The organism is Paenibacillus sp. GD4, from assembly GCF_030846225.1.
Lineage (GTDB): Bacteria > Bacillota > Bacilli > Paenibacillales > NBRC-103111 > Paenibacillus_G > Paenibacillus_G silviterrae.
In genome coordinates this window covers 1,679,614-1,700,367 of sequence record NZ_JAVCYK010000001.1, presented here as the reverse complement: position 1 = coordinate 1,700,367, position 20,754 = coordinate 1,679,614, and the positions used below count along the sequence as shown (strand labels likewise).

Sequence of the window (20,754 nt, the reverse complement as noted above, 5' to 3'; positions counted from 1 at the left end):
ACCATGCGTAAGCTGAATGAAATGATCGTGAAGTCGGGCGGGTACGTATACCGGGAGATGATCTCGGTGTTCCTGTTCAGCGCCGTGAGCTCGCTCGTGCTCGTCCCGGTCATCTTCCTGCTGCCGATCGGGGTAGCGCTGGCGGTGCTCCCGCTCATCTACGCGCCGCTCGTCGCGGGCGTATTTCACGCCTGCTACCGGGTCGTGTCCGGAGAGCGGCCGCGGCTGAAGGACGTGTTCGAAGGAGCGTTGCGCTTTTTCCTGCCGGCCGTAGGCTTTGGCTTGCTGTGCGCCCTCTTCGTGCTGATTCTGGCTTCAACCTGGTGGTTCTACGGCAGCAAGGACAGCATGTGGAGCTGGGCGCTGGCGATTTTCCAATCGTATTTCGTCGCGATGTTCTTTGTCTCCCAGGTATATACGCTGCCCTTGATCGTTCAGGAGCGGGAGAGTCTGTTCCGGGCGGTGGGACGCAGCGTGAAGCTGACCGTAACCCATCCGGGCTACACCTTTGGTGCATTCGTACAGGTGATTGCATTGACCGTACTGCTCGGCTTGACGGTCGTTGGCTTTGCTTTCCTGTTTACCGGAACGCTCGGGATCTACGCAAACCTCATTACCCGTAACCTGCTGCAAGGACCGGAAGAGGAACAAGACGACCGGAAGGAGCTGCAGGACAGCTGGACTTTGCAAGGTCGTCAATGGCCGGAAGATAAGCATGAGCTGCAAGGGGCACAAGGATAAAAAAATATATCCACAATGGAGTGATTAGCGATGGCAGGACAAATCGCAGTCGGCGCAGACCGATTACATTCGATGGAACCGAAGCTATCCGGCAAACGCGTAGGGCTGCTGACCAACCCTACCGGTGTGAACCGGCAGTTCGTCACTACCGTGGAGCAATGCGCGGCGCTGCCCTCGGGGCGGTTGGCCGCGCTCTTTGCGTGCGAGCACGGACTGCGCGGTGAGTTTCAGGCAGGAGAGCGGTTCGAGGATGCGGTGCATCCGGAGCTGAACATCCCGGTTTACAGCCTTTATGGCACCAGAAAGAAACCGGAAGCGGAAATGCTGAAGGACATCGACATCGTCCTGTTCGATATCCAGGACACCGGCAACCGGTTCTATACGTATCTCTCGACCATGGTCTACCTCATGGAAGCCTGCGCGGAGGCGGGGAAGGAGTTGATCGTATTGGATCGGCCCAATCCGCTCGGAGGCTGGCGGGTGGAAGGGAGCTTGCTGCGGCCCGGCTATGAGTCAATGGTCGGCGCCGTGGCCGGGACGCCTTATGCAACCGGAATGACGATCGGCGAATACGCCTTGTGGGTGAATGACAGGCTGCCAAAGTCTTGCCATTTGTCCGTCGTACCTATGGAGGGCTGGGATCGGCGCATGGAATATGATCAGACGGGCCTGCCTTGGATGCTGCCGTCACCCAACATGCCGTCCCTAAATACGGTAAGAGTTTACGCGGGCACCTGCCTGTTCGAAGGAACGAATGTATCCGAGGGACGGGGGACGACGCTGCCTTTTGAAATGATCGGGGCTCCCTGGATCAACGCGGAGCAATTGGCCAAGGAGCTGCGCGCCCTGAGCCTTCCTGGCGTCCATGCGCAGCCGGTGTACTACACGCCGACCTTTTCCAAGCATCAAGGGACGCTGTGCGGCGGGGTAAGGCTGTTCGTGACCGGACCGGAAGCATTCCGTGCCGTAGAAACCGGACTGACGCTGCTTGATACGATCGCTAAGCTGTATCCGGAGTCCTTCGAGTGGCTGCCGCCGGTCCGGGAGGGCGGACGATCCTTTATCGACCTGTTATCGGGCGGGGATGAGGTAAGAATGTTATTAGGTACGGGCAACGGGCTCCAGAGCTTAAAGGAAGCGTACCTCGAAGCGGAACTACAATGGAAGGAAGCTAGAAAGCCGTATTTGCTATATTCGTGATTCAATCGAAAGAGAGGAAAGGGGAATAGCGGTTGATGAGAAAAGTAGAGCAAATGACCCTAGAGCAAAAAATCGGCCAGCTGGTCATGTGCGGCTTCGAGGGGACGGAGCCGTCGGAGGAAGTGCTGCGGCTGATCCGGGAGAAGGCGATCGGGGGCGTTATTTATTTTGCCCGCAATGTGAGAAATGTGGAACAGGTTGTTAGCCTTAGCGCCGCGCTGCAGGAAGCTGCCGCGGCGAGCGGGCAGGAGCCGCTCTTCATCGGGATCGATCAGGAAGGCGGCATGGTGGCGCGTATCACCGACGGCGTGGCGCTCATGCCGGGTGCGATGGCGATTGCGGCGGCCGGAAGCCTGGAGGAGGCTTATCAGGCGGCCCTCATCTGCGGACAGGAGCTGAAGGCGCTGGGGATCAACCTGAACTATGCGCCGGTGCTGGATGTAAATAACAATGCGGCGAATCCCGTGATCGGCGTCCGCTCGTTCGGCGAAGACCCGGCGAAGGTGGCGGAGTACGGCGTGAAGACACTGCAAGGCCTGCAGTCTGCCGGGGTCATCGCGACGGCGAAGCATTTTCCGGGGCATGGAGATACGAATGTGGATTCGCACTTGGATCTCCCGACGGTGCCGCATGCCCGCGAGCGGATCGAGCAGGTGGAGCTGCGCCCGTTCCGGGAAGCCATCGCTGCCGGGGTGGACTCCATCATGTCTTCGCATGTCGTGTTCCCGGCGTTCGAGTCTCAGAAGCTGCCGGTTACCTTGTCTAAGGCCGTGCTGACGGGACTTCTTCGTGAGGAGCTGGGCTACGAAGGCGTCATTATGACGGACTGCATGGAAATGAACGCGATTGCCGAGCATTTCGGCACGGTGGAGGCTGCCGTGATGGCCGTGGAGGCCGGAGCGGATCTTGTACTGATCAGTCACAGCCATGACCGCCAGCAGGGTGCCATCAATGCACTGCTCCAGGCTGTGCGCAGCGGACGTCTCTCTGAGGAGCGGATTAACCGGTCGGTGAATCGACTGCTGGCATTAAAGGAGAAGCGCGGCCTGTATGAGCCCGCCGCAGCTGTGGAAGTGAAAGCCGTTGTAGGAACGGCGGAGCATAAAGCGGTTGCCCGTCGCATCAGCGAGTCCTCGATCACGTTGGTGAAGGACGAAGCGGGACTGCTGCCGTTTCGCACGGAGGATTCGCTCTTCCTGATTTCCATCGAAGGCGCTGTATTGACGCAGGTGGATGAAGCAGTGGATGCACAGCTGACGCTCGGCTCGGCTCTTCGGGAGCTGGGCGCTCAGGTGACGGAGCTGGTGGTGCCTCTGACCAAGGTGGAGGAGCTGAAGAAGGAGCTGCTGAGTGCGGTCCGCTACGAGCGTCAAGTCATCATCGCTACCTACAATGCCTATCTTGATCCCGCTCAGGCTGAGCTCATTCGCGAACTGCTTGCGCTGGGCAAGGAGATTACCGTCGTAGCGCAGCGCAGTCCGTACGACCTGCTGGCGTTCCCTGCCGTTTCGACGTACGTTGTTGCCTACGAGAACCGTCCGCTTGCCCTCCGCAGCACGGCGAAGGTGTTGATGGGCGATAGCAAGGCAAGAGGCAAGCTGCCGATTACCTTGAGCGAAGGCGAGACGGTTTTGGCGGGAGGCGGCAGCCGATGATGGGGCTGAGTGCTGCTATGAGCAAGCCGGCAAGACTCATTGTCGGTCTGATGTCGGGAACGTCGCTGGACGGAATCGATGCGGCCGTGGTCCGCATTGCCGGCTCCGGGCTGACCTCCAAGGTGGAGCTCGTCTACTTTCACAGCGTAGCCTATGACTCGGAGCTAAGAGAGCGGTTGAAGGATCTCTGCAGTCTCGACCGCTCGAACACGGCGGGGGTATGCTCGATGAACTTCGAGCTCGGACAGCGGTTCGCGGCCGCGGCGGCCGAGGCTGTTACAGCCGCAGGCCTTCAGATGAGCGATATCGACCTGATCAGCTCTCACGGTCAGACCGTATGGCATATCCCTGAGCTTGATACAGCTCATCCGGATTGGGTGCGCTCGACGCTCCAGATCGGGGATATATCCGTCATTGCGAAGCTGACCGGAACGCCGGTCGTCGGCGATTTCCGGACAGCCGATATGGCCGTGGGCGGGCAGGGAGCGCCGCTGACGCCTTACGGCGATCTGATTCTGTTCCGCGACGAGCAAAAGGGCCGCATCGTGCAGAACATCGGCGGCATCGGCAACTGTGCGGCCATTCCGGCCGACGGGCAGCCGGAGCAGATCATTGCCTTCGATACCGGTCCGGGGAACATGCTGATCGACCAAGCGGTTATCGAGCTGTCCGGCGGGCGCCTATCCTACGATGAGGACGGCCGCTGGGGAGCGCAGGGCCGGCCGCATGCCGAGCTGCTTGCCTCCATGCTCAGCCATCCGTACTTCTCGATGCCGCCGGTGAAGACGACGGGCCGCGAAATGTTCGGCAAGGCTTACGCCGCCGAATGGCTGAGCCGCATGAACGCCGCAGGCTTAAGCGCCGAGGACATCGTCGTTACCTTCACGGCGTTCACCGCTCAGAGCATCGCCTCGGGCTATCGTAATTTCGTGCTGCCGCACTACGCTATGCACGAGGTGATCGTCAGCGGGGGCGGAGCCCACAACGGCACACTGATGCGTATGCTCGGCGAGCTGCTCCCGGAGCAGCGCATTCTTAGCTCCGATGAGCTGGGCGTCTCCAGCGATGCGAAGGAAGCGATCTGCTTCGCGATTTTCGGCAACAACATGCTGCACGGTGTGCCGAACAATCTTCCGGCTGCCACAGGGGCCGCAGCTCATACCATCATGGGCAAGCTGGCCTTGCCTTAAAAGAAACACCCCCTCCCGTCCACATGAAGCAATGTGGCAAGGAGGGGGTGTTTTATGCAATATGCGAGGCGGTTGAATAGGACACGACGACCTGCGCGTATGGATCAATCCGAAGCACCGTCGACCGCAGCCGTTTGACCTCTTTCCCGGCGATGACCAGGAATAATTGCTGATGCTCTTGCTGGCCGCCCCGCGTCTGCTCCTTCTCCAGCAGCTGGATGTCCCCTCGGAATTCCTGCAATAAAGTTTGCGCGACTTCTCTCCGGCAGGAGGAATGGATCAGCACCATTTTCCTGCTGCGGAAGTCCAAGGTGAAATCGACCGCTCGAAACGCAGCATAGTAAGCGAAGATCGAGTGGATCGCTTGATCCCAGCCGAAGAGGAAGCCTCCGCTCGCCAGCAGCAAAATATTCAAGATCATGATGACTTCGCTTAACGTTAGTTTTGTTTTTTGCTGAAGGTAGAAAGCGACATCATGTACGCCGTCCACATACCAGCCAAAGCGGATGATAAGACCGATTCCGATCCCCAGCGTAAGCCCTCCTGCAATGGAGGCCGGAAGCGGGTTTTGAAACAATGGCGGGAACGGGTACATGAATACCGAGCAAATCGCAACAATGAGCAAAGTGATAAGGGAGGAGAGAATGGTTCTCCAGCTCCTCCTCCGACTGAACAGGACAAAAGGCAAATTGATAAACAATAAAATCAGACCCATTTTCATTTCCGTCAGATGAGAGAGGAGAATCGCGACCCCTTTCACGCCTCCGGGAATGATTTTATGCGGAGTGAGAAACATTTCCAGACCGACCGATATCAAACCAACACCAAGCAGGATAGCGCCAAGGCGCAGGATTCGTGCTTTCAACCCGAGATGAGCCTCCATGTGCCTTCCCCTCCGGTGATACATTCCATTTAGTGAATGTCTTTTTTCTTGAAGCGGCCTCCCTTAACATCGTGAATGTTGCCGACAGCCAGAAAGGCAGTGGGGTCCGTTTCCTCGACGATGGACTTCATCTTCGCTTCCTCCAGCCTTGTAATGACGCAGAAGATGACCCGTTTGCTGCCGCCGCTGTAGCCGCCTTCGCCGTTGAGGTACGTCACGCCGCGGCCCAATCGATTCAGGATGGCGTTGCCGATCTCTTTATTTTTGTCGCTGATAATCCATACGGATTTGGATTCGTCGAACCCTTCGATCGTGATGTCGATCATTTTGTAGGCAATATAGTAAGCGATCAGCGAATACATGGCGTGATCCCATCCGAAGACAAAGCCCGCGGAGCCTAGAATAAAAATATTCAGGAACATCACGATTTCGCCCACGGAAAAGGGAAGCTTCTTCTGGAACAGGATGGCGACAATCTCGGTTCCGTCGAGCGAACCTCCGAAGCGGATGACCATCCCGACTCCGACACCGAGAATGATGCCTCCGAATACCGCCGCAAGCAGCGGATCGATGGTGAGCGGCTGGACGGAATGAAGCAAGCTGGTGCCTACGGACATGATAAGAACACCGAACAAGGTGGATAAGGCAAAGGTTTTGCCAATTTGCTTGTACCCTATCAATAAGAAGGGCAAATTCAGAACGGTAAGAAAGATCCCGAGAGGAAGTCCGGTTAAGTGTGAAGTGATAATCGAAATGCCTACAATCCCTCCGTCAATAATGCGGTTAGGGACCAAGAAAATTTCCAGACCAACGGATACTAGGGAAGCGCCTAGAAAAATAAAAACGATGCGCCGGATTAATTTCATTATGGACAGCTTGGAATGCTGCTGCGGCGCCGCTGTGCTGGCTTGCAAGGATACAGGCTCCAATTTGAATCATCCTTTCTATGAACAGCTAGTTTATCTATAAGCAGCGCTAGGCTCCTCCGTCCTTTTGAACGGCTTGTTCTGCGAGCGGATCCTTGGTTTTTCCTCCCTTGAACCGGAAGATGGAGTCAAGCAGCTTATATACGATTTTGGATTCCTTCGTCAATAGAGGCCCCAGTATGGCCAATATGAGTACATATAGGGCGGCAAAGGGCTGGATAATGGCCAGCAGTCCGCCTGCTTTGCCCAGATTCGCCATGATGATGGAGAATTCTCCGCGCGATACGATCGTCAAGCCGATATTCGTCGAGGCTTTCGGGGACAGCCCAGCGCTTCGTCCTGCGAGCATGCCCGCCAGAACGTTGCCAAAGAGCGTTAGTATTACGGCACCGAGGGACAGCCACACGGCTCCGCCGAGCGAGAACGGGTCAATGGTAAGACCGAAGCTGAAGAAGAAAATGGCGCCGAAGAAATCGCGGAACGGAAGAATGAGATGCTCGATCCGCTTCATATGCTCGGTTTCCGCAAGCACCAAGCCTACCAGCAGGGCCCCGATCGCCTCAGCGACATGAATCGTTTCCGAGAAGCCTGCTACCAGGAACAGGGCGCCGAACACGACAAGAACAAACAATTCATTCGAACGAATATTCAGCAGCCGGTTCAGCAGGGGGACGGCTTTTCGCCCCAGAATAATGATGAACAGCATAAAGCCTAGTGCGAACAAGGCGGATAGAAGCACGCCGCCAACCGAGGTGGAGCCGCTGAGGACAAGACCCGAAAGGATAGAGATATACACCGCCAGAAATACATCCTCAAACAAGGTAATGCCTAGAACCATTTCGGTTTCCGGATTGGCCGTCCGCTTGAGGTCCACTAATACCTTCGCGACGATAGCGCTGGAGGAGATGGTCGTGATCCCGGCAATGACGAGAATTTCCTTAAACGGGAAGCCGGTAACTAAGCCGAAGAGCAAACCCAAGGTAAAATTAATTAAAATATAGATGGTTCCGCCGACAACGATGGAGCGTCCTGATTTGATCAAGCGGCCCACGGAAAACTCCAGCCCGAGATAGAACAGCAGGAAGAGGACGCCGAGTCTGCCCATGAACTCGATGAGAGGCGCGCTTTCTATGAACCGGAAATCAAAGTGCCATAGCTCCGGCGCGTGGGGCCCGACCGCCATTCCCATAAGAATATAGAAGGGAATGACGGAAAACCGCAATTTGGCTGACAGCAGCCCCGCCAAAGCAATCAATGCAACCGCTAAGCCTACCTCCAGAATGATGTGATCCAAGATCAATCACCACCATTCTGTAAGATGTCTTTAAGCAATTTGAGGTTTCGGCGCTCACCGGCTACGACAAGTGTGGATTCCGCACCGACCCTGAAGTCCGGCCCCGGATTGATATGCTTGGAGCCATCCTTCCCCACAACGGCTATAATACTTGCTCCTGTTTTTTGTCGGACCTGCAGCTCTCCGATGGTTTGACCGATGGACTTGGCGTGAGGCTCCACTTTGTACCATTCGATAATCAAGTCGTCCAGGGCTACCTCGATCGTTTCCAATGCTTTCGGTTTATACGTCATGCCGCCGATAATTCCGGCTACCTGTCTCGCCTCATCGTCGTCCAGCGACACCATGGAGATGCTGTCATCCGGGTCATCGTGTTCAAAATGGTACATCTCGCGCCGACCGTCATCGTGGATAATAATGACCAGCCGTTCTCCGCTGCGTGTATCGATCAAGTATTTTTTGCCAATTCCAGGCAAGTCTGTTTCTCGTATATTCATCTAGGTAAGTTCCTCCCGTGTGATCCGTTTCTTAAACATGCAGCACAAATACAACCATGCAATGTGCGAAATAAAAACTCGCCATCGGGTTTTCTGCGTCAAGTTTAAGCTACGGCTTACACGTAATTGGAGGTACGTTGGATAGGAAATAAGAACCGTCCTGTTAAACGGTTAGAAATGAGGGGTTCAAAGGGCACATGTGTGCTGCGAAGAGTACGGCAAAGCAAGCTCATCATAGCGCATAAGAGCAATGAGAACAGCGGGGCAGCTTTCGCAAATTCCAGACTGTCATCGAACGTGGAGACGTGGGGGCGCGTGGTTGATTTCGCTTCGAAGTAATCAATTCCGATCGAAGAGGAGCTTTTGCCGGTTTCCTGCGGCTTCACTTCAAGGCTCGGAGTAGGCGATGCGAAGAGCATGAACACGACAATCAGAAGCAAAGATAACCAGCGATTATTTGAGAAAGCACGACGAATCATACGTTTACACCCCCTTTTCTTTGAAAAATAAGCGAAATCAATTCAATTATACCTGAAAAACGCCTTTTTTTCAAACCTTTTGATGTCCATGACGGTAACTAAACGTCGCCATTCGGTCGTTCAAAGACTTGACCGCCATTTCATCGAACGTGAACCGGAAGGTTCGGCTGGCTGCCGCGAAAGCATAGGGGGGTTCCTTGCAGATGGCCGATGTTGTACAATGGGCTCAAGTGAGGAGGCGGATGGCGACGATGAAAGGGTTTCGGTCGATCGGGGGCACAGTTCAGGGCATTATTTTCGATATGGATAATACGCTGCTGCAATCCAGAATTGATTTTCCTTCAATGAAAAAGGAGACTTATGAGTATCTGCTGGAACAGCGGCTGCTGCAGGAGCCCTTTCCTCTTGAAGAGCACACCTGCGCTACGCTGATTGAGCATGCGAAGCGGCAGGGTGCCGAGGAGGAGCAGGTCCGCCGCATCATGGATATCGCCACGAAGCATGAGCTGGAAGGGATGGCCGATGCCGGGCTGGAGCCTGGCGTGGTAGAGCTGCTTGAGATGCTGCAGGGCCGCTATCTGCTCGCGATCGTAACGAACAATGCCTATCCGGCCGCAGTTCGGGCTCTGGAAGCTACAAGCATCGCGCACTGCTTCGACTTGATTGTCGGACGTGAGCAGATGACGGCGCTGAAGCCGTCGCCCTCCGGCTATGAGCTTGTGCTGAGCCGGTTTGGTAAGGTGCCTCCTAAGGCGTGGCTGTCGGTCGGAGATTCCTGGATCGACGGCAAGGGCTCAGAAACGGCCGGCATTCGATTCGTCAGCTACCGGACCTCGATGGAAACGATGAGAAAGCGCGGTGTGCAGCCCGTAGGCTGTATAGAGGATTTAGGCCAGTTAATTAACTATTTACGTTGAAACAGATAAAAAGCAGGGGTAGCGGAAAGGAATTCTCCGTTATCCCTGCTCTTTTTTTGTTATTACTTCCGAATTAATAGTTCGTAAATTCCGGACCGGTATAGTTCAAATTAATGACGATTTCGCCGGAGCGTATTTTTTGCGACAGCTCTTCAATCTTATCCTTCACTTCTTGCGGCACTTCCGGGGAAAGCGCCAAGCGGACCGCTTCCGAATCTTCGAGTCCGATCAGCACAACGGAACCGGCTTTCCAATCGCGCTCGACTAGATCCTGAATGGCGCTGTACACGGTGCGGCTTGCATCGGAGACAGCGGAGCCGATGAAGACATCCGGAGCGTCGTTGTAATAATCGCGTACGTTGCCGAATTGATGTGTGCCCGTTTCACGATTCGCATCGATTACTCCTTGGCGGGCCATATTCAGCATGGTAAAAATCATATCGGCACCGGATTCGATTTGCGCCAGGGCTACCCTTTTGGCGAGCTCAGCGTTGTCCTGGTTTCCGGTAAAGGTGGTCAAAAAGGTTGCGTTCGGATTCGTATATTTCAAGCCATCGGCAAAGGCGGCGCGGCCCTTGAAGCCAGGGGTAACCTTTGCTCCGGAAATATGTCCGACTGTGTTCGTTTTTGTTAATAATCCGGCTGCAGCTCCGGCCAGCCATGCCGATTCCTCTTGAAGCACCTGGTAGCTGGATACGTTCTCGCCGGTCAAATTTGTTTGCGTATTCACGAACTTAATTTTAGGAAATTCCTTCGATACGATGTTCACGGCTTCCATGCTTTGACCGGCGTGCCCTATGATCATATCAGGGTTCGTCTTGGCCAGCTCGCGAAGCGCTTCGGACAGCTTCTCCGTATCATGCGGAACCTTATCTTTGTATGTAACCTGCACTCCGAAATCTTGCTGTGCTCTCATAAGGCCTTGGTAAGCGGATTCCATGAAACCGCCATCCTGAGCATTGCCCGGGAGCAAAAGGGCCACCTTAAATGCTTTATTGCTTTGCGCAGGAAGCGAAGAGTGCTCTTGTTGCGGTTCTTTCCACGAAAATGCTGTAGAGAACATCATAACGGTTGCTGCCAAACCTGCCAAAGTAAGCTTTTTTAGTCCTTTTTTCATGCGTCCAATCTCCTTATGTCAGTGTCATCGTTGTGTCCGGACAAAACCGAGAATAATCCATGGCCAGTTCATTTGTCAATCTTTTCCGTGAAAAATGTGAATAATTTAACAGAATTCGACAGTATTCTTGAAAAATACGGTAATGTTGTACTATAATCGGGACTGTATTCCCGAAACACATGGGAAAAATGACACATTATAACATATTTTGACAAACGAGAGAGGGAAGTAACGAAATGAACCTTGGGTTATCACCGATGAAATTTGTACAAAACTTAAAAACCCGTACCAAAATTTTCAGCATCTTGGGAATAGCGATTGCGTCTCTTCTCTTGGTCGGTATCACCGGCTACATTGCTATGAATGCGATGGGTACGAAGGCTCGTGCCATGTACGAGGAAAAGCTAAAACCGAACAGCTTGATCGAAGGTCTCCTGTTCGGCAATTCCCAGATGGATTCCTTGCAGCTTGAATTGCTGCTCGCACGGGACGAAGCCTTAATTCAGCAGATACAAAAGCAAATTACAGATCAGCGGAACTCGAATCAAGCGATCCGCAAGGAGCTGGAATCCATCGCTCTTTCCCCGCGAGCGCAGGAGGAGTATAAGAAGTTTGTTGATCTGATTCCGAAAAACAACGAAGCCAAGAAGCAGGTGGACGCATTCGCGGTCGCAAACCAGAAGGAGGCGGCCCACAAGGAATACGTCGCATCCTTCAAGCCGATCCGGGCGGAAATGATAAAGAGCTTGGAGAATGCCGTGAAATACAACGAAGAGGATGCGAAGGCTTTTTATGAAGAGAGCATTCAAAACTCCCGTACGGCGAATGTCATTACGATTATTGTCACTCTGGTTGCCATTCTCCTGTGTAGCGTCTTCGGATACGGCATCTCGGAGATGATCACAAGACCGATTCGCAGCATTCAGAAGCTCATGGCGAGGGCGCAGGAAGGCGACTTAACCGTTCGGGGCGATTACGATTCCAAGGATGAAATCGGTTTGCTTACCGGCGACTTTAACCGCATGGTTTCGGGGCTGCAGTCCATCATTGTGAAAATAACCGAGGAATCTCAAAATCTTTCTGCCAGCACGGAGCAGCTTCTCGCAAGCTCCGAGCAGTCAAGCCAGGCGGTTAATCAAGTAGTGATGTCCATTCAGGAGATTGCAGGCGGGGCGGAAACACAGCTGAAGAGTACGAACGAGAGCGTACGGGCGATGGAGGAGATGGCCGCAGGGGTCAAGCGGATCGCAGAGTTCTCGGGCAATGTGACCGAAACCTCCGTCGGGGCTTCGAGGCAAGCCGATGAAGGAAATCGCTCCATTCAAAGCGCGGTAGACCAGATGAGCCTGATCCGCAGCTCGGTATCATCGTCCACGCAAATGGTGAAGCGGCTTGGAGAACGTTCCAAGGAAATCGGTCAAATCGTCGATGTGATTACGGACATCTCGAACCAGACCAATCTGTTGGCTTTGAATGCGGCTATTGAAGCTGCGAGAGCCGGAGAGCACGGGCGCGGATTCTCGGTTGTTGCGGATGAGGTACGTAAGCTGGCCGAGCAATCCAGGCAATCGGCGGATCAGATTGTTCAAATCGTAAGACAGATTCATACGGAGACGACTCAAGCGATTGTGGCTATGGAAAAAGGGGATCGTGAAGTGGAGGGCGGAATGATCCTGATGAAGGAAGCGGGGGATGCCTTTACTTCCATTCTCCACGCCATTCAGGAAGTAGCCTCCCAAATCCATGAGGTATCCGCTGCATCGGAGGAAATGTCGGCAAGCGCGGACCAGATTACGGCGTCACTGCATCACATGGAGAGCATCGCTAAGTCAGCTTTCGAAAATACGGAGAATGTATTCGCCTCTTCCGAGGAGCAGCTGGCTACGATGGAGGAAATTTCCGATGCTGTCAAGGCATTGACAGACATGGCTCAAGAATTGCACGATATTACGCTTCGTTTTACATCGGTTCCCAGAAAATCATGAAACATGGCATCGCTGTTAATAAGGCCACTACCCTCTAGTGAGGCTTCGGCAAGCGCAGAGCAGAATGGTAGCAAGCCTTTTGCCGTGGAGCGTATAAAGGACTTGTCCTGTGTGGTAAAATAAGGGCAACCGTTCTATGCTGGGAGTGCTGTATGAGATACGAGGTCATGAGGTTGCTGCTGTTCGTCTCGCTAGTGTTTGCACTTGTAACGGCGGGATGCGAGTCGGATCCTAGTCCAGGGGGAGAAACCCGTCCGTTAACCCGGGATCAGATCGTGCGCCTTCTGGAGGAGCAGGGGGTCGCAGAGATTTATGTCTACCGGTCCAAGGCACATGGGGACATCGGTACAGAGCTGGTGCGCAAGCTGACGATGAAGGAGCAGCATGATGTGGTGCTGCAGGCGATCAAGACGGGGGAGCAAATTCCGGGTGTTCTGGATACCCGAGTACCGGACTATGATTTCGTCATCAAAGGTAAAAATAACGACAGCATGTCCTTCCATTTCTGGCTGCGGCCGGATGCCGAGCAGGGTATGTGGGTCAGTGTCCGCAATACAGGCGTCGGTTATACACTATCTAAATCATTAACACAGCAACTTATTGAGTATGTAAAATAAATCAGAAGCGTCTGCCGATCCCTTTCGGCAGGTGCTTATTTATTTTTGGGGGGAGTAGAGCTGCAGGTGTTGAGAAGGCTTGAGGTCTGCAATGGCAGATTTGCAATTACAGGTGGGGGAATAGTGTGAAATGGCGGAAATAGTTGCAGATGTGCGATTGCGCGGGGGATGGGAGGTACACAACTGCACGAGGAGGCGTACAAGGTGCCGAGCAGGCCGGTTTAAGCTCCGACATGCCCGGCAAGAAGGCCTCAGCGGCCCGCCGGCCCGAGCCCTACCGCAGCAGCCGCTGCACCAGCCGCTCGAATCGCCGCCACGGCAGCAGCGCCTTCGCCGCAAGCGTCAGCCGCGTACCGCGCCCGAGCGGATAGCGCAGCGCCGGCCGCATATCCCGCGCGATGCGAACCACGGCCTCGGCGACCTCCCGAGGGTCCGGCGCCTGTGCCGCGGAGCGCTGCGAGTACCGCAGCACCGCGTCAAGGGAGGGTTCGTACGCCGAGTCAGGCGAACGCTGGATGGCGGCGAAGCCCTTATTCCATATCTCTGTGCGGTAGGCACCCGGCTCCAGGAGTACAACATTAACGCCATAAGGCTGCATCTCCAGCCGAAGCGATTCGCTGAAGCCCTCCACCGCGAACTTGGAGGCTGCGTACGGTGCATAAGCCGGGAAGCCTACCCGGCCGCTGATGCTGCTCATATTCACGATACACCCGCTGCGCTGGGCGCGCATGATCGGCAGCACCTCCCTTGTCATGGAAACAAGCGCGAAGAAATTCGTCTCCATGATACGCCGCCATTCTTCCATCGGGACCTCTTCCACGAACCCGCCCAAGGCGAAGCCGGCATTGTTGACAAGCAGGTCGATTCGGCCGTACCGTCCTATTGTCTCTTGAATGACCCGCCGCACGGCGGCCTCATCGGTCACATCCGCTTCCAGCAGGTCCGCTTCGCCGGACAAGCCTTCTTTCTGAAGGGATTCCCGCAAGGCATCGCCCCGGCTTAGGTCGCGGAGGACCGCAGCTACGCGATATCCGTCTTTGGCCAGCGCTAACGTGATCAGCAGGCCGAATCCGCTCGAAGCCCCCGTAACGACGGCAAAAGGCTTGTCCTTGCTTGTTCCCTGTTGCCTTCCATAACTTGACTGCAACAGCAATCGCCTCCCACTCGTCCATATTGTGTAATCCAATGGACCCATTTTACATGAAAAGGGTCAAGGAATGAAAAGGGATATGTTATAATTACCCAGATAAAGCAGGGAATTCAACCTTGAACAGGCGGGGAGGAACCTATGGAACATTTGGAAGGCACCTACAGCTGGCCGCTGGTCATCTTGTCCGTCATGATCTCGGTGTTCTCTTCCTATTGTGCTCTTGAGCTGATTGAGCGGATGCACAGGCTGGAGGGCCGGTCCCGGACGTTATGGCTGATCATCGGATCGATTGCCATGGGAATCGGAATTTGGTCCATGCATTTTATCGGCATGCTGGCGTTTCATCTACCGGTGGACGTTCATTATGATATCGGCTTGGTTGTTGTTTCGGCAGTCTTTCCAATCATCGCCGCGCTTGCCGCCTTATACGTCATTACGGGCAAAGCCCGCAACCTCCGGAGCCTTCTTGCAGGGGGACTGCTGATGGGCGTAGCCATATCGGGGATGCACTACACGGGGATGGCCTCGATTCAATGGGCCGGAACAATCACCTACGATCCGCTGTATTTGGTCTTATCCATCCTTGTCGCCATTGGGATATCCTTCATGGCGATGCGGCTTTCCTTCTTTTATCGTAACCAGCGCCATCAGGAACGTCACCTGCGCGAGGCAGCCGTTACGGCAAAAATCGGCGCCTCACTGCTGCTCGGCTGCGGTATTGCCGCCATGCATTATATCGGCATGCTCGCTGCACAGTTCTCGGTGGATCCTCTCCGCCATGATGTCAGCTTTGCCCGTTCGTCCATCCATCCGATGCTGCTCGCCGTTCTTATTGGGGCCGCCTCGCTTTTGCTGCTGATCGTATTCACGGTCAGCCTGCTCCTGGATCGCCGGTTTGCCCTGCGGCTTGCCGAGTGGAACCAGCGCAGGTACGATTCGATATTCGAGCACCATCCGGATATCGTATGTCTATATGACGCCAAGGGCAGGCTGCAGCGGGTGAACCCTTCGGCCGAACGAATTACAGGCTATACCCAAGAGGAGCTTTTGGGTCGCCCGCTATCCGATTTTGTGGACAAGACCCAGCTGGGACGGCTTCGCAAGCGGTTCGAGCAGGTGCTGAAGGGACAGCCGCAGACAATCGAATTCGTTTTTCACCACAGGGAAGGCTATGGGATTCACTTAAATACAACGTTGGTGCCGTCCAAGGCCCAGGGAAAAATCGTCGACATTTATACGATATCGAAGGATGTCACCGAGCAGAAGAATACCGAGCAGGCCATGCTGCAGGCCAAGCTGGAGGCGGAGCGTGCGGCGCGCATCAAGAGCGAATTTCTGGCCGTCATGAGCCATGAAATTCGGACTCCGCTGAACGGGGTGATCAGCATGAGCGAGCTGCTGGAGGAGTCCGAGCTGAGCGAGGAACAGCGGGAGTATGCCGGGATTATCGGAAGCAGCGGCAGGGCACTGCTCTCTGTCATTAACGATTTGCTGGATTTCTCCAAAATGGATTCCGGCAAGGTAAACCTGGCGGAGCAGCCCTTTGATTTGATCGGCAGCCTGGAGGAAACCGTACGCTTCTTCCAAGCACAGCTGCAGGAGGAGAGGCTTGCCATCCGGGTCAGTGCGGATCCTTCGATTCCCGAAGTGCTGATCGGGGATATCGTCCGCCTTCGGCAGGTGTGGATTAACCTGATCGGCAACGCGGTCAAGTTCACCGCTCAAGGTGTCATTGTAATAGAGGTTCGGGAACGGCAAAGGACGCCTGGACATATTGATCTGGAATTTACGGTAAAAGACTCCGGAATCGGCATCCCGGAAGCGGAGATCCCGCACCTATTTCAGCCGTTTCACCAGCTGGACTCTTCCATGGCTCGCAAGCATGGCGGGACCGGTCTGGGGCTGGCCATCTGCAAGCGAATTGTTGAGATGATGGGCGGCAGCATTTATGTAGCACGGCCCCTAGGCAGTGAGCAAGGGACCACTATGGTATTTACGGTCAAGCTGGGGCTTGCGGATTGAGTTCGGAACCTACAACAAGCCGACGGCTCTCCTGAAGTGGAGAACCGTCGGCTTTGCTGCATTTAATCGAATTTGACGGGAATGTGGAGCTCGTTCACCCATGAACCGTCCTTGGCGCTAATTTCGTATAACGTAAGTACACCGTTCGGGCTGGTCGGCTTCCGGAGCTCCTTAATGACAAATTCGAAATCTCCCCACTCGGGCGCTCCTTGCTTTGCCATGACATGGCCTTCGGCAAGGATATTGTGTCCATCTTCAAGAGAGTAGCTGAAAGAGGCCTCGAAAACGCGGGCCTTCCCCTTTACCGTCATACCTGCAGCGGCTTTTGTTCCGGGCGCCGGGCTTATCAGCCGGAAGGCGTTGTTTTCCAGCAAAGGCTTCGCTTCTTGGGGGGCCTGCTTCGGATCGGATGGCTGGGAAGGAGCTGACTTCTGCGGCTCCGGCTGGGGCTGCGGCGTTACGGCCGGTGGCGGCGAAGCCTGTGGAGTTTGGCCGGCCGGCGCCTGCTTCCCGCAGGCGGACGCCACGGCTGCGATCAACGACAAGCTGATGATAAGCGAACATGTCCGATACCGTGCTTTCATGGATCTGCCTCCTTTTTCGCATCGTGTACTATTTCAGACGCGTGCGCGGCGGCAGATGTTTCAATACGATTACATTTGGGCTGATTTCACCGGGTAAAGGTAATAATGTTTTGAAGGGAGCAAGAACAAAAGGGCAAGTGAAGGAGGGGAATCCTATGGACCCAAGACTTCTGGAACAGGACACGGTAGAGGTGGCAAGGCAGCTAATCGGCTGTCATTTGGTACGAAGAACGCTGCAGGGTAACATCCGTGTCAAGCTTACCGAAACAGAAGCCTACCGCGGCTCCGATGATCCTGCAAGCCATGCGTATCGCGGAAGAACGCCGCGCAATCACTTGATGTTCGGGGAAGCGGGAAGGCTGTATGTTTACTTCATTTACGGCATGCACCATTGCATGAATATCGTGGCGCACCGAAGCGGCGAGGTTGGGGCTGTGCTGCTAAGGGGAGGGTGGCCCATCGAGGGGATCGAGCTGCTGCGGGCGAACCGTCCCGGGGTACCTGACCGTCAACTGGTTAATGGCCCGGGGAAGCTGGCCAAGGCGATGGGAATCGGGATGGAGTGGAACGGCTACGATCTTCTTCAGCAGCCGGAAGGGGAGCTTTTTTTGGAATGGCATACTTCAAGCGAACCCACTCGAAGCACGCCCCGTATCGGTATATCGAAGGGGAAGGAGCTGCTGTGGAGATTTGTGAATGAAGACGGGCCGGAGGCAGGCCATCCCAAGCGTTCGTAGGTATTCAAGCGGAAGTTGTACGGAGGCGGTGTTGGATCTTATCACAATTTGCAGCATTGTGCCGGTTCCGATCCTACAGCTCGCAGAAGAACCGGAACCCGGCATAGGCCATAAAGCCTGATCTGCAAAGGCGCAGACAGGCTTTATGACTATTTTGTTGATACAAATTGTATCTTGGTCATAGACGATGTATAATACAGCTAGGCCGTAAGCGATTACAGGTGGAGCGTTTGACGGGCAGCAGAAACCAGCTGAAGAAAGGAAAGATAAAGTCGCATGAAGCTTGGAAAAAGAATATCGGAGCTTAGAGAGCAGCGACAGATTACGCAGGGCGAGCTGGCGCGGGTTCTTGGAGTCACCCGGGCGGCGATGTCTCACTACGAGAACGACCGGAGACAGCCGGACTATGAGACGCTAATGAAGCTGGCAAAGTATTTTGCCGTCAGTGTGGAGTATGTGATCGAAGGAAGAACGGAGCAGCAATCCATCGGATAGAGGCGCGCGGCGCGCCTCTTTGGGTCGAAAAAGGCTAGCGCTGATTCCTTTGGCGCTCTTTGCGGATCATCGCGATAAAACGGGTGGCCTCCTCGCGGGTCAATTCCCGCCCATCCACGGTAAGGGTGAATTCCTGAAGAATCCGCTCATCCGACAGCTCCAGGCTTCGCTCGAAGCTGCCGACGTGCTGGGCAACCTGCTGCTGCTCTCCCGGCAGCCGCCCCATTAAATAATCGACGGATACGCGGTAAAAATCGGCGAATTTCTTGAGCGTATCGTAATCAGGCTCTCTGCGGTCCGTTTCGTAATGCGAAAGGGAGGAACGGGATATTCCAAGCCGGGAGGCTACGTCCTCTTGTGTAAAACCGTACTTCTCGCGCAGCAGGGAAATACGGCTGCCCAAGTGCTTCATCCCATGATCACCTCCGGAATACAAGAAAAAACTGCTTGACACGATACGTATTGTAACATAAATTGTTGTAAATGGTGTTATTTTATACAAATCGTATCCACGCGAAATGAAAAACAGGATATCAAGGGGGATGCCGATTGAATGAGGGGCTGCTCCACTACAAGACGGCCTGCCTGCAGCATCTGCTGTCCTCTCTGGAGTGCCGTCTGCGTATCATCGAAGTGAATTCTCGTACGGTCCGGTCCAATGAATCCATCATCCGCCTACTGGAGCTTCATTCCGGCCAAATCCGCTTTCTTAGCGGTCTGAGACTGCCTTGTCTAGCCGGAGTGACCTATTCGCTACAGCTTCAACTGGATGCTGAGCTGCTTGAGGTGAGGGGAGAGCTGACGGACAGTAAGGAGCTTTGCGGCGAATTGCGGCAGTACGCGCTGAAGTGCGCACTGCCCGAGGACGATCATCTCCGCCTGTATCAATGGGTGAACGGGAGAATGGGGGAGCTCATGCACCGGTGGTACGGTCCCTATGGTTTGTGCAAAAAAGTTGCATCATCCGCTAGACTTTCTGTAGCGGTAAAGCTATAATTTGTTTTGTGATACAAAACGTATCAAAAACCACAAAAGGAAAGGAAGCCATTCCCCATGCAAAAGAAGCAGTACGCCAAGCCGGCTATTCTCAGCGAGGAAAGGATTGCCTTCGAAACGCTGATCTCGTGCAACGATCCGAATCAGCCGGGAGAAATTTATAACGGCCAGATTCCTATCTGCGTTCGTCCGGACAACACCTGGTTCCCGCGTTAATTCGCTGCGGAGCCAAGATGACGGGAGAGAGCTGTCAGACAGCCTCTCCCCCATTGTCCAACAAGAAACGGGGGTTCAGTTGATTCTATGGTGATTCCTTTACTTCGCTCACTCTACGATACGGAACGGCCTTGTCCCGGCTCTTGGTGGGAAAGTGCCCAGACGATGCACGATATGGAGCTCTTTGCCATTCATGCCCAGGTGTATCATCTGCTGCAGACCACGCATCGTCTCGATCCGCTACCGGAGGAGGTTCTATCCAAGCTCAAAGCTAGGCACACGCAGGGAATGTATCAGAATCTTGTGATGAAGCATAAGGAAACGGAAGCCTTGGAGCTTTTGGATAAGCATGGCCTGGAAGTGATCCCGCTCAAAGGAGTACGGTTCGCAGAAAGGTATTTCGGTCATTATGCCGCCAGAATCACGAGCGATATGGATCTGCTGGTTCGTGCCGAGCGGCTTCAGGAAGCCATCGCTTGTCTCGTCGTCCATGGCTATGACTTCGAGATTATCAAGGATCATCACGCCAGGCTGCATAAGGACGGGATGATGGTGGAGCTGCACTGGACACTTGATAAGCGGGACTGGTCGGACCTTGATCCCGAATCCTTTTGGCACTCGGCAACTGCGGTGAATGGGTATCGGCATGTGAAAGAGCTCACGCCTCTGCACACCTTTTACTTCATCTGCCTTCATGGCGCGAGGCATCAAATGGATTCGGTCCGTTATTTGATCGATATCGTCCAAATGCTTCATACGCACAGCCGGCACATTGATTATGGCCGGTTGATGGAGCTCACCTCTGTCGATAAAACCTCGAAGCGCATCCAAGCCGTACTCTCCATTGTATACCAGCAGTTCCCCCACCTTCAGACCTTCAAGCCGCTTCCTTTTGATCTGCTGGACACCCACTGGGACTACGACACCGTACGAGGTGGGCGTCTTGGCCGCAAGACGAAGGGGTATTATCAATATAAGCTGTTTTTTCGCCATTTTCTTTTCGATACGCTCAAGCATCAGATCAGGTCCATCCGCAAGGCCTATTAATAGAAG

General features: G+C 54.5%; 22 protein-coding genes. 13 read left to right on the top strand and 9 right to left on the bottom strand.

The features are described 5' to 3' along the window. Positions 1–3 precede the first annotated feature (3 nt). From RAC89_RS08020 to RAC89_RS08005, 4 genes are read left to right on the top strand one after another with little or no spacing between them, the layout of a single operon-like run. Positions 4–741, top strand: coding sequence for a DUF2189 domain-containing protein (locus RAC89_RS08020; RefSeq protein ID WP_306612902.1), 738 nt, complete (start codon positions 4–6; stop codon positions 739–741). Between the two features lie 30 nt (positions 742–771). Further along, on the top strand, positions 772–1,941 hold the full coding sequence (locus RAC89_RS08015; protein WP_306612901.1) for an exo-beta-N-acetylmuramidase NamZ family protein: 1,170 nt from the start codon (positions 772–774) through the stop codon (positions 1,939–1,941). 35 nt (positions 1,942–1,976) lie between these two features. Continuing rightward, positions 1,977–3,596, top strand: coding sequence for a beta-N-acetylhexosaminidase (nagZ, locus tag RAC89_RS08010; RefSeq protein WP_306612900.1), 1,620 nt, complete (start codon positions 1,977–1,979; stop codon positions 3,594–3,596). Beyond that, entirely contained in the window at positions 3,596–4,786 is a 1,191-nt protein-coding gene (locus RAC89_RS08005) for an anhydro-N-acetylmuramic acid kinase (protein ID WP_306616067.1), read from the top strand. The genes nagZ and RAC89_RS08005 overlap by 1 nt, the downstream gene beginning before the upstream one ends. Positions 4,787–4,838: 52 nt before the next feature. Here RAC89_RS08005 and RAC89_RS08000 read toward each other — a convergent pair whose 3' ends face one another. The 5 genes from RAC89_RS08000 to RAC89_RS07980 all read right to left on the bottom strand — a co-directional run bounded on the left by RAC89_RS08000 (position 4,839) and on the right by RAC89_RS07980 (position 8,865). Next, complete coding sequence (locus RAC89_RS08000) at positions 4,839–5,669, bottom strand: YitT family protein (protein ID WP_306612898.1); 831 nt, start codon at positions 5,667–5,669, stop codon at positions 4,839–4,841. A gap of 29 nt (positions 5,670–5,698) precedes the next feature. Beyond that, positions 5,699–6,535, bottom strand: a complete 837-nt coding sequence (locus RAC89_RS07995) for a YitT family protein (protein WP_306616066.1) — start codon at positions 6,533–6,535, stop codon at positions 5,699–5,701. A 109-nt stretch (positions 6,536–6,644) separates the two neighbouring features. After that, positions 6,645–7,889, bottom strand: a complete 1,245-nt coding sequence (locus RAC89_RS07990; RefSeq protein ID WP_306612896.1) for a cation:proton antiporter — start codon at positions 7,887–7,889, stop codon at positions 6,645–6,647. A 2-nt stretch (positions 7,890–7,891) separates the two neighbouring features. Continuing rightward, positions 7,892–8,386, bottom strand: coding sequence for a cation:proton antiporter regulatory subunit (locus tag RAC89_RS07985; protein WP_284641809.1), 495 nt, complete (start codon positions 8,384–8,386; stop codon positions 7,892–7,894). A 116-nt stretch (positions 8,387–8,502) separates the two neighbouring features. Further along, on the bottom strand, positions 8,503–8,865 hold the full coding sequence (locus RAC89_RS07980) for a hypothetical protein (RefSeq protein WP_306612893.1): 363 nt from the start codon (positions 8,863–8,865) through the stop codon (positions 8,503–8,505). A 203-nt stretch (positions 8,866–9,068) separates the two neighbouring features. Between RAC89_RS07980 and RAC89_RS07975 the strand changes: the two genes are divergently transcribed. Further along, positions 9,069–9,782 carry an HAD family hydrolase gene (locus RAC89_RS07975; RefSeq protein WP_306612891.1) on the top strand — a complete coding sequence of 238 codons (714 nt, stop codon included), beginning with the start codon at positions 9,069–9,071 and terminating at the stop codon, positions 9,780–9,782. Positions 9,783–9,855: 73 nt separating this feature from the next. On the opposite strand, the gene RAC89_RS07970 is transcribed toward RAC89_RS07975, so the two are convergent. After that, positions 9,856–10,899 carry a BMP family protein gene (locus RAC89_RS07970; RefSeq protein ID WP_306612890.1) on the bottom strand — a complete coding sequence of 348 codons (1,044 nt, stop codon included), beginning with the start codon at positions 10,897–10,899 and terminating at the stop codon, positions 9,856–9,858. 257 nt (positions 10,900–11,156) lie between these two features. On the opposite strand from RAC89_RS07970, the gene RAC89_RS07965 reads away from it, so the two are divergent. Both RAC89_RS07965 and RAC89_RS07960 read left to right on the top strand, forming a co-directional pair. Beyond that, complete coding sequence (locus RAC89_RS07965; protein WP_306612889.1) at positions 11,157–12,884, top strand: methyl-accepting chemotaxis protein; 1,728 nt, start codon at positions 11,157–11,159, stop codon at positions 12,882–12,884. Between the two features lie 152 nt (positions 12,885–13,036). Continuing rightward, positions 13,037–13,501, top strand: a complete 465-nt coding sequence (locus RAC89_RS07960) for a YhfM domain-containing protein (RefSeq protein ID WP_306612887.1) — start codon at positions 13,037–13,039, stop codon at positions 13,499–13,501. A gap of 274 nt (positions 13,502–13,775) precedes the next feature. Here RAC89_RS07960 and RAC89_RS07955 read toward each other — a convergent pair whose 3' ends face one another. Beyond that, on the bottom strand, positions 13,776–14,648 hold the full coding sequence (locus RAC89_RS07955; protein WP_306612886.1) for an SDR family oxidoreductase: 873 nt from the start codon (positions 14,646–14,648) through the stop codon (positions 13,776–13,778). A 141-nt stretch (positions 14,649–14,789) separates the two neighbouring features. On the opposite strand from RAC89_RS07955, the gene RAC89_RS07950 reads away from it, so the two are divergent. Then, on the top strand, positions 14,790–16,673 hold the full coding sequence (locus tag RAC89_RS07950) for an MHYT domain-containing protein (RefSeq protein WP_306612885.1): 1,884 nt from the start codon (positions 14,790–14,792) through the stop codon (positions 16,671–16,673). 62 nt (positions 16,674–16,735) lie between these two features. Here RAC89_RS07950 and RAC89_RS07945 read toward each other — a convergent pair whose 3' ends face one another. Next, positions 16,736–17,257, bottom strand: coding sequence for a Gmad2 immunoglobulin-like domain-containing protein (locus RAC89_RS07945; RefSeq protein WP_306612883.1), 522 nt, complete (start codon positions 17,255–17,257; stop codon positions 16,736–16,738). Between the two features lie 155 nt (positions 17,258–17,412). Between RAC89_RS07945 and RAC89_RS07940 the strand changes: the two genes are divergently transcribed. Continuing rightward, positions 17,413–17,994, top strand: a complete 582-nt coding sequence (locus tag RAC89_RS07940; RefSeq protein WP_306612881.1) for a DNA-3-methyladenine glycosylase — start codon at positions 17,413–17,415, stop codon at positions 17,992–17,994. A 276-nt stretch (positions 17,995–18,270) separates the two neighbouring features. Further along, entirely contained in the window at positions 18,271–18,489 is a 219-nt protein-coding gene (locus RAC89_RS07935; protein ID WP_284641790.1) for a helix-turn-helix transcriptional regulator, read from the top strand. A gap of 34 nt (positions 18,490–18,523) precedes the next feature. Here RAC89_RS07935 and RAC89_RS07930 read toward each other — a convergent pair whose 3' ends face one another. After that, complete coding sequence (locus tag RAC89_RS07930) at positions 18,524–18,901, bottom strand: helix-turn-helix domain-containing protein (protein ID WP_306612878.1); 378 nt, start codon at positions 18,899–18,901, stop codon at positions 18,524–18,526. A 137-nt stretch (positions 18,902–19,038) separates the two neighbouring features. Between RAC89_RS07930 and RAC89_RS07925 the strand changes: the two genes are divergently transcribed. From RAC89_RS07925 to RAC89_RS07915, 3 genes are all read left to right on the top strand, one after another. After that, on the top strand, positions 19,039–19,485 hold the full coding sequence (locus tag RAC89_RS07925; RefSeq protein WP_306612877.1) for a hypothetical protein: 447 nt from the start codon (positions 19,039–19,041) through the stop codon (positions 19,483–19,485). 57 nt (positions 19,486–19,542) lie between these two features. After that, entirely contained in the window at positions 19,543–19,701 is a 159-nt protein-coding gene (locus tag RAC89_RS07920; protein ID WP_284641786.1) for a hypothetical protein, read from the top strand. Positions 19,702–19,788: 87 nt separating this feature from the next. Next, positions 19,789–20,748 (top strand): nucleotidyltransferase family protein, encoded by a 960-nt coding sequence (locus tag RAC89_RS07915; RefSeq protein WP_306612875.1) that lies wholly within the window; start codon positions 19,789–19,791, stop codon positions 20,746–20,748. Positions 20,749–20,754: the final 6 nt, after the last annotated feature.

Bases quoted from the DNA above. Each gene is read 5' to 3' on its own strand.
- RAC89_RS08020 (WP_306612902.1), top strand. From the start codon at position 4: ATGCGTAAGCTGAATGAAATGATCGTGAAGTCGGGCGGGTACGTATAC.
- RAC89_RS08015 (WP_306612901.1), top strand. From the start codon at position 772: ATGGCAGGACAAATCGCAGTCGGCGCAGACCGATTACATTCGATGGAA.
- nagZ (WP_306612900.1), top strand. From the start codon at position 1,977: ATGAGAAAAGTAGAGCAAATGACCCTAGAGCAAAAAATCGGCCAGCTG.
- RAC89_RS08005 (WP_306616067.1), top strand. From the start codon at position 3,596: ATGGGGCTGAGTGCTGCTATGAGCAAGCCGGCAAGACTCATTGTCGGT.
- RAC89_RS08000 (WP_306612898.1), bottom strand. From the start codon at position 5,669: ATGGAGGCTCATCTCGGGTTGAAAGCACGAATCCTGCGCCTTGGCGCT.
- RAC89_RS07995 (WP_306616066.1), bottom strand. From the start codon at position 6,535: ATGAAATTAATCCGGCGCATCGTTTTTATTTTTCTAGGCGCTTCCCTA.
- RAC89_RS07985 (WP_284641809.1), bottom strand. From the start codon at position 8,386: ATGAATATACGAGAAACAGACTTGCCTGGAATTGGCAAAAAATACTTG.
- RAC89_RS07980 (WP_306612893.1), bottom strand. From the start codon at position 8,865: ATGATTCGTCGTGCTTTCTCAAATAATCGCTGGTTATCTTTGCTTCTG.
- RAC89_RS07975 (WP_306612891.1), top strand. From the start codon at position 9,069: ATGGCCGATGTTGTACAATGGGCTCAAGTGAGGAGGCGGATGGCGACG.
- RAC89_RS07970 (WP_306612890.1), bottom strand. From the start codon at position 10,899: ATGAAAAAAGGACTAAAAAAGCTTACTTTGGCAGGTTTGGCAGCAACC.
- RAC89_RS07965 (WP_306612889.1), top strand. From the start codon at position 11,157: ATGAAATTTGTACAAAACTTAAAAACCCGTACCAAAATTTTCAGCATC.
- RAC89_RS07960 (WP_306612887.1), top strand. From the start codon at position 13,037: ATGAGATACGAGGTCATGAGGTTGCTGCTGTTCGTCTCGCTAGTGTTT.
- RAC89_RS07950 (WP_306612885.1), top strand. From the start codon at position 14,790: ATGGAACATTTGGAAGGCACCTACAGCTGGCCGCTGGTCATCTTGTCC.
- RAC89_RS07945 (WP_306612883.1), bottom strand. From the start codon at position 17,257: ATGAAAGCACGGTATCGGACATGTTCGCTTATCATCAGCTTGTCGTTG.
- RAC89_RS07940 (WP_306612881.1), top strand. From the start codon at position 17,413: ATGGACCCAAGACTTCTGGAACAGGACACGGTAGAGGTGGCAAGGCAG.
- RAC89_RS07935 (WP_284641790.1), top strand. From the start codon at position 18,271: ATGAAGCTTGGAAAAAGAATATCGGAGCTTAGAGAGCAGCGACAGATT.
- RAC89_RS07930 (WP_306612878.1), bottom strand. From the start codon at position 18,901: ATGAAGCACTTGGGCAGCCGTATTTCCCTGCTGCGCGAGAAGTACGGT.
- RAC89_RS07920 (WP_284641786.1), top strand. From the start codon at position 19,543: ATGCAAAAGAAGCAGTACGCCAAGCCGGCTATTCTCAGCGAGGAAAGG.
- RAC89_RS07915 (WP_306612875.1), top strand. From the start codon at position 19,789: ATGGTGATTCCTTTACTTCGCTCACTCTACGATACGGAACGGCCTTGT.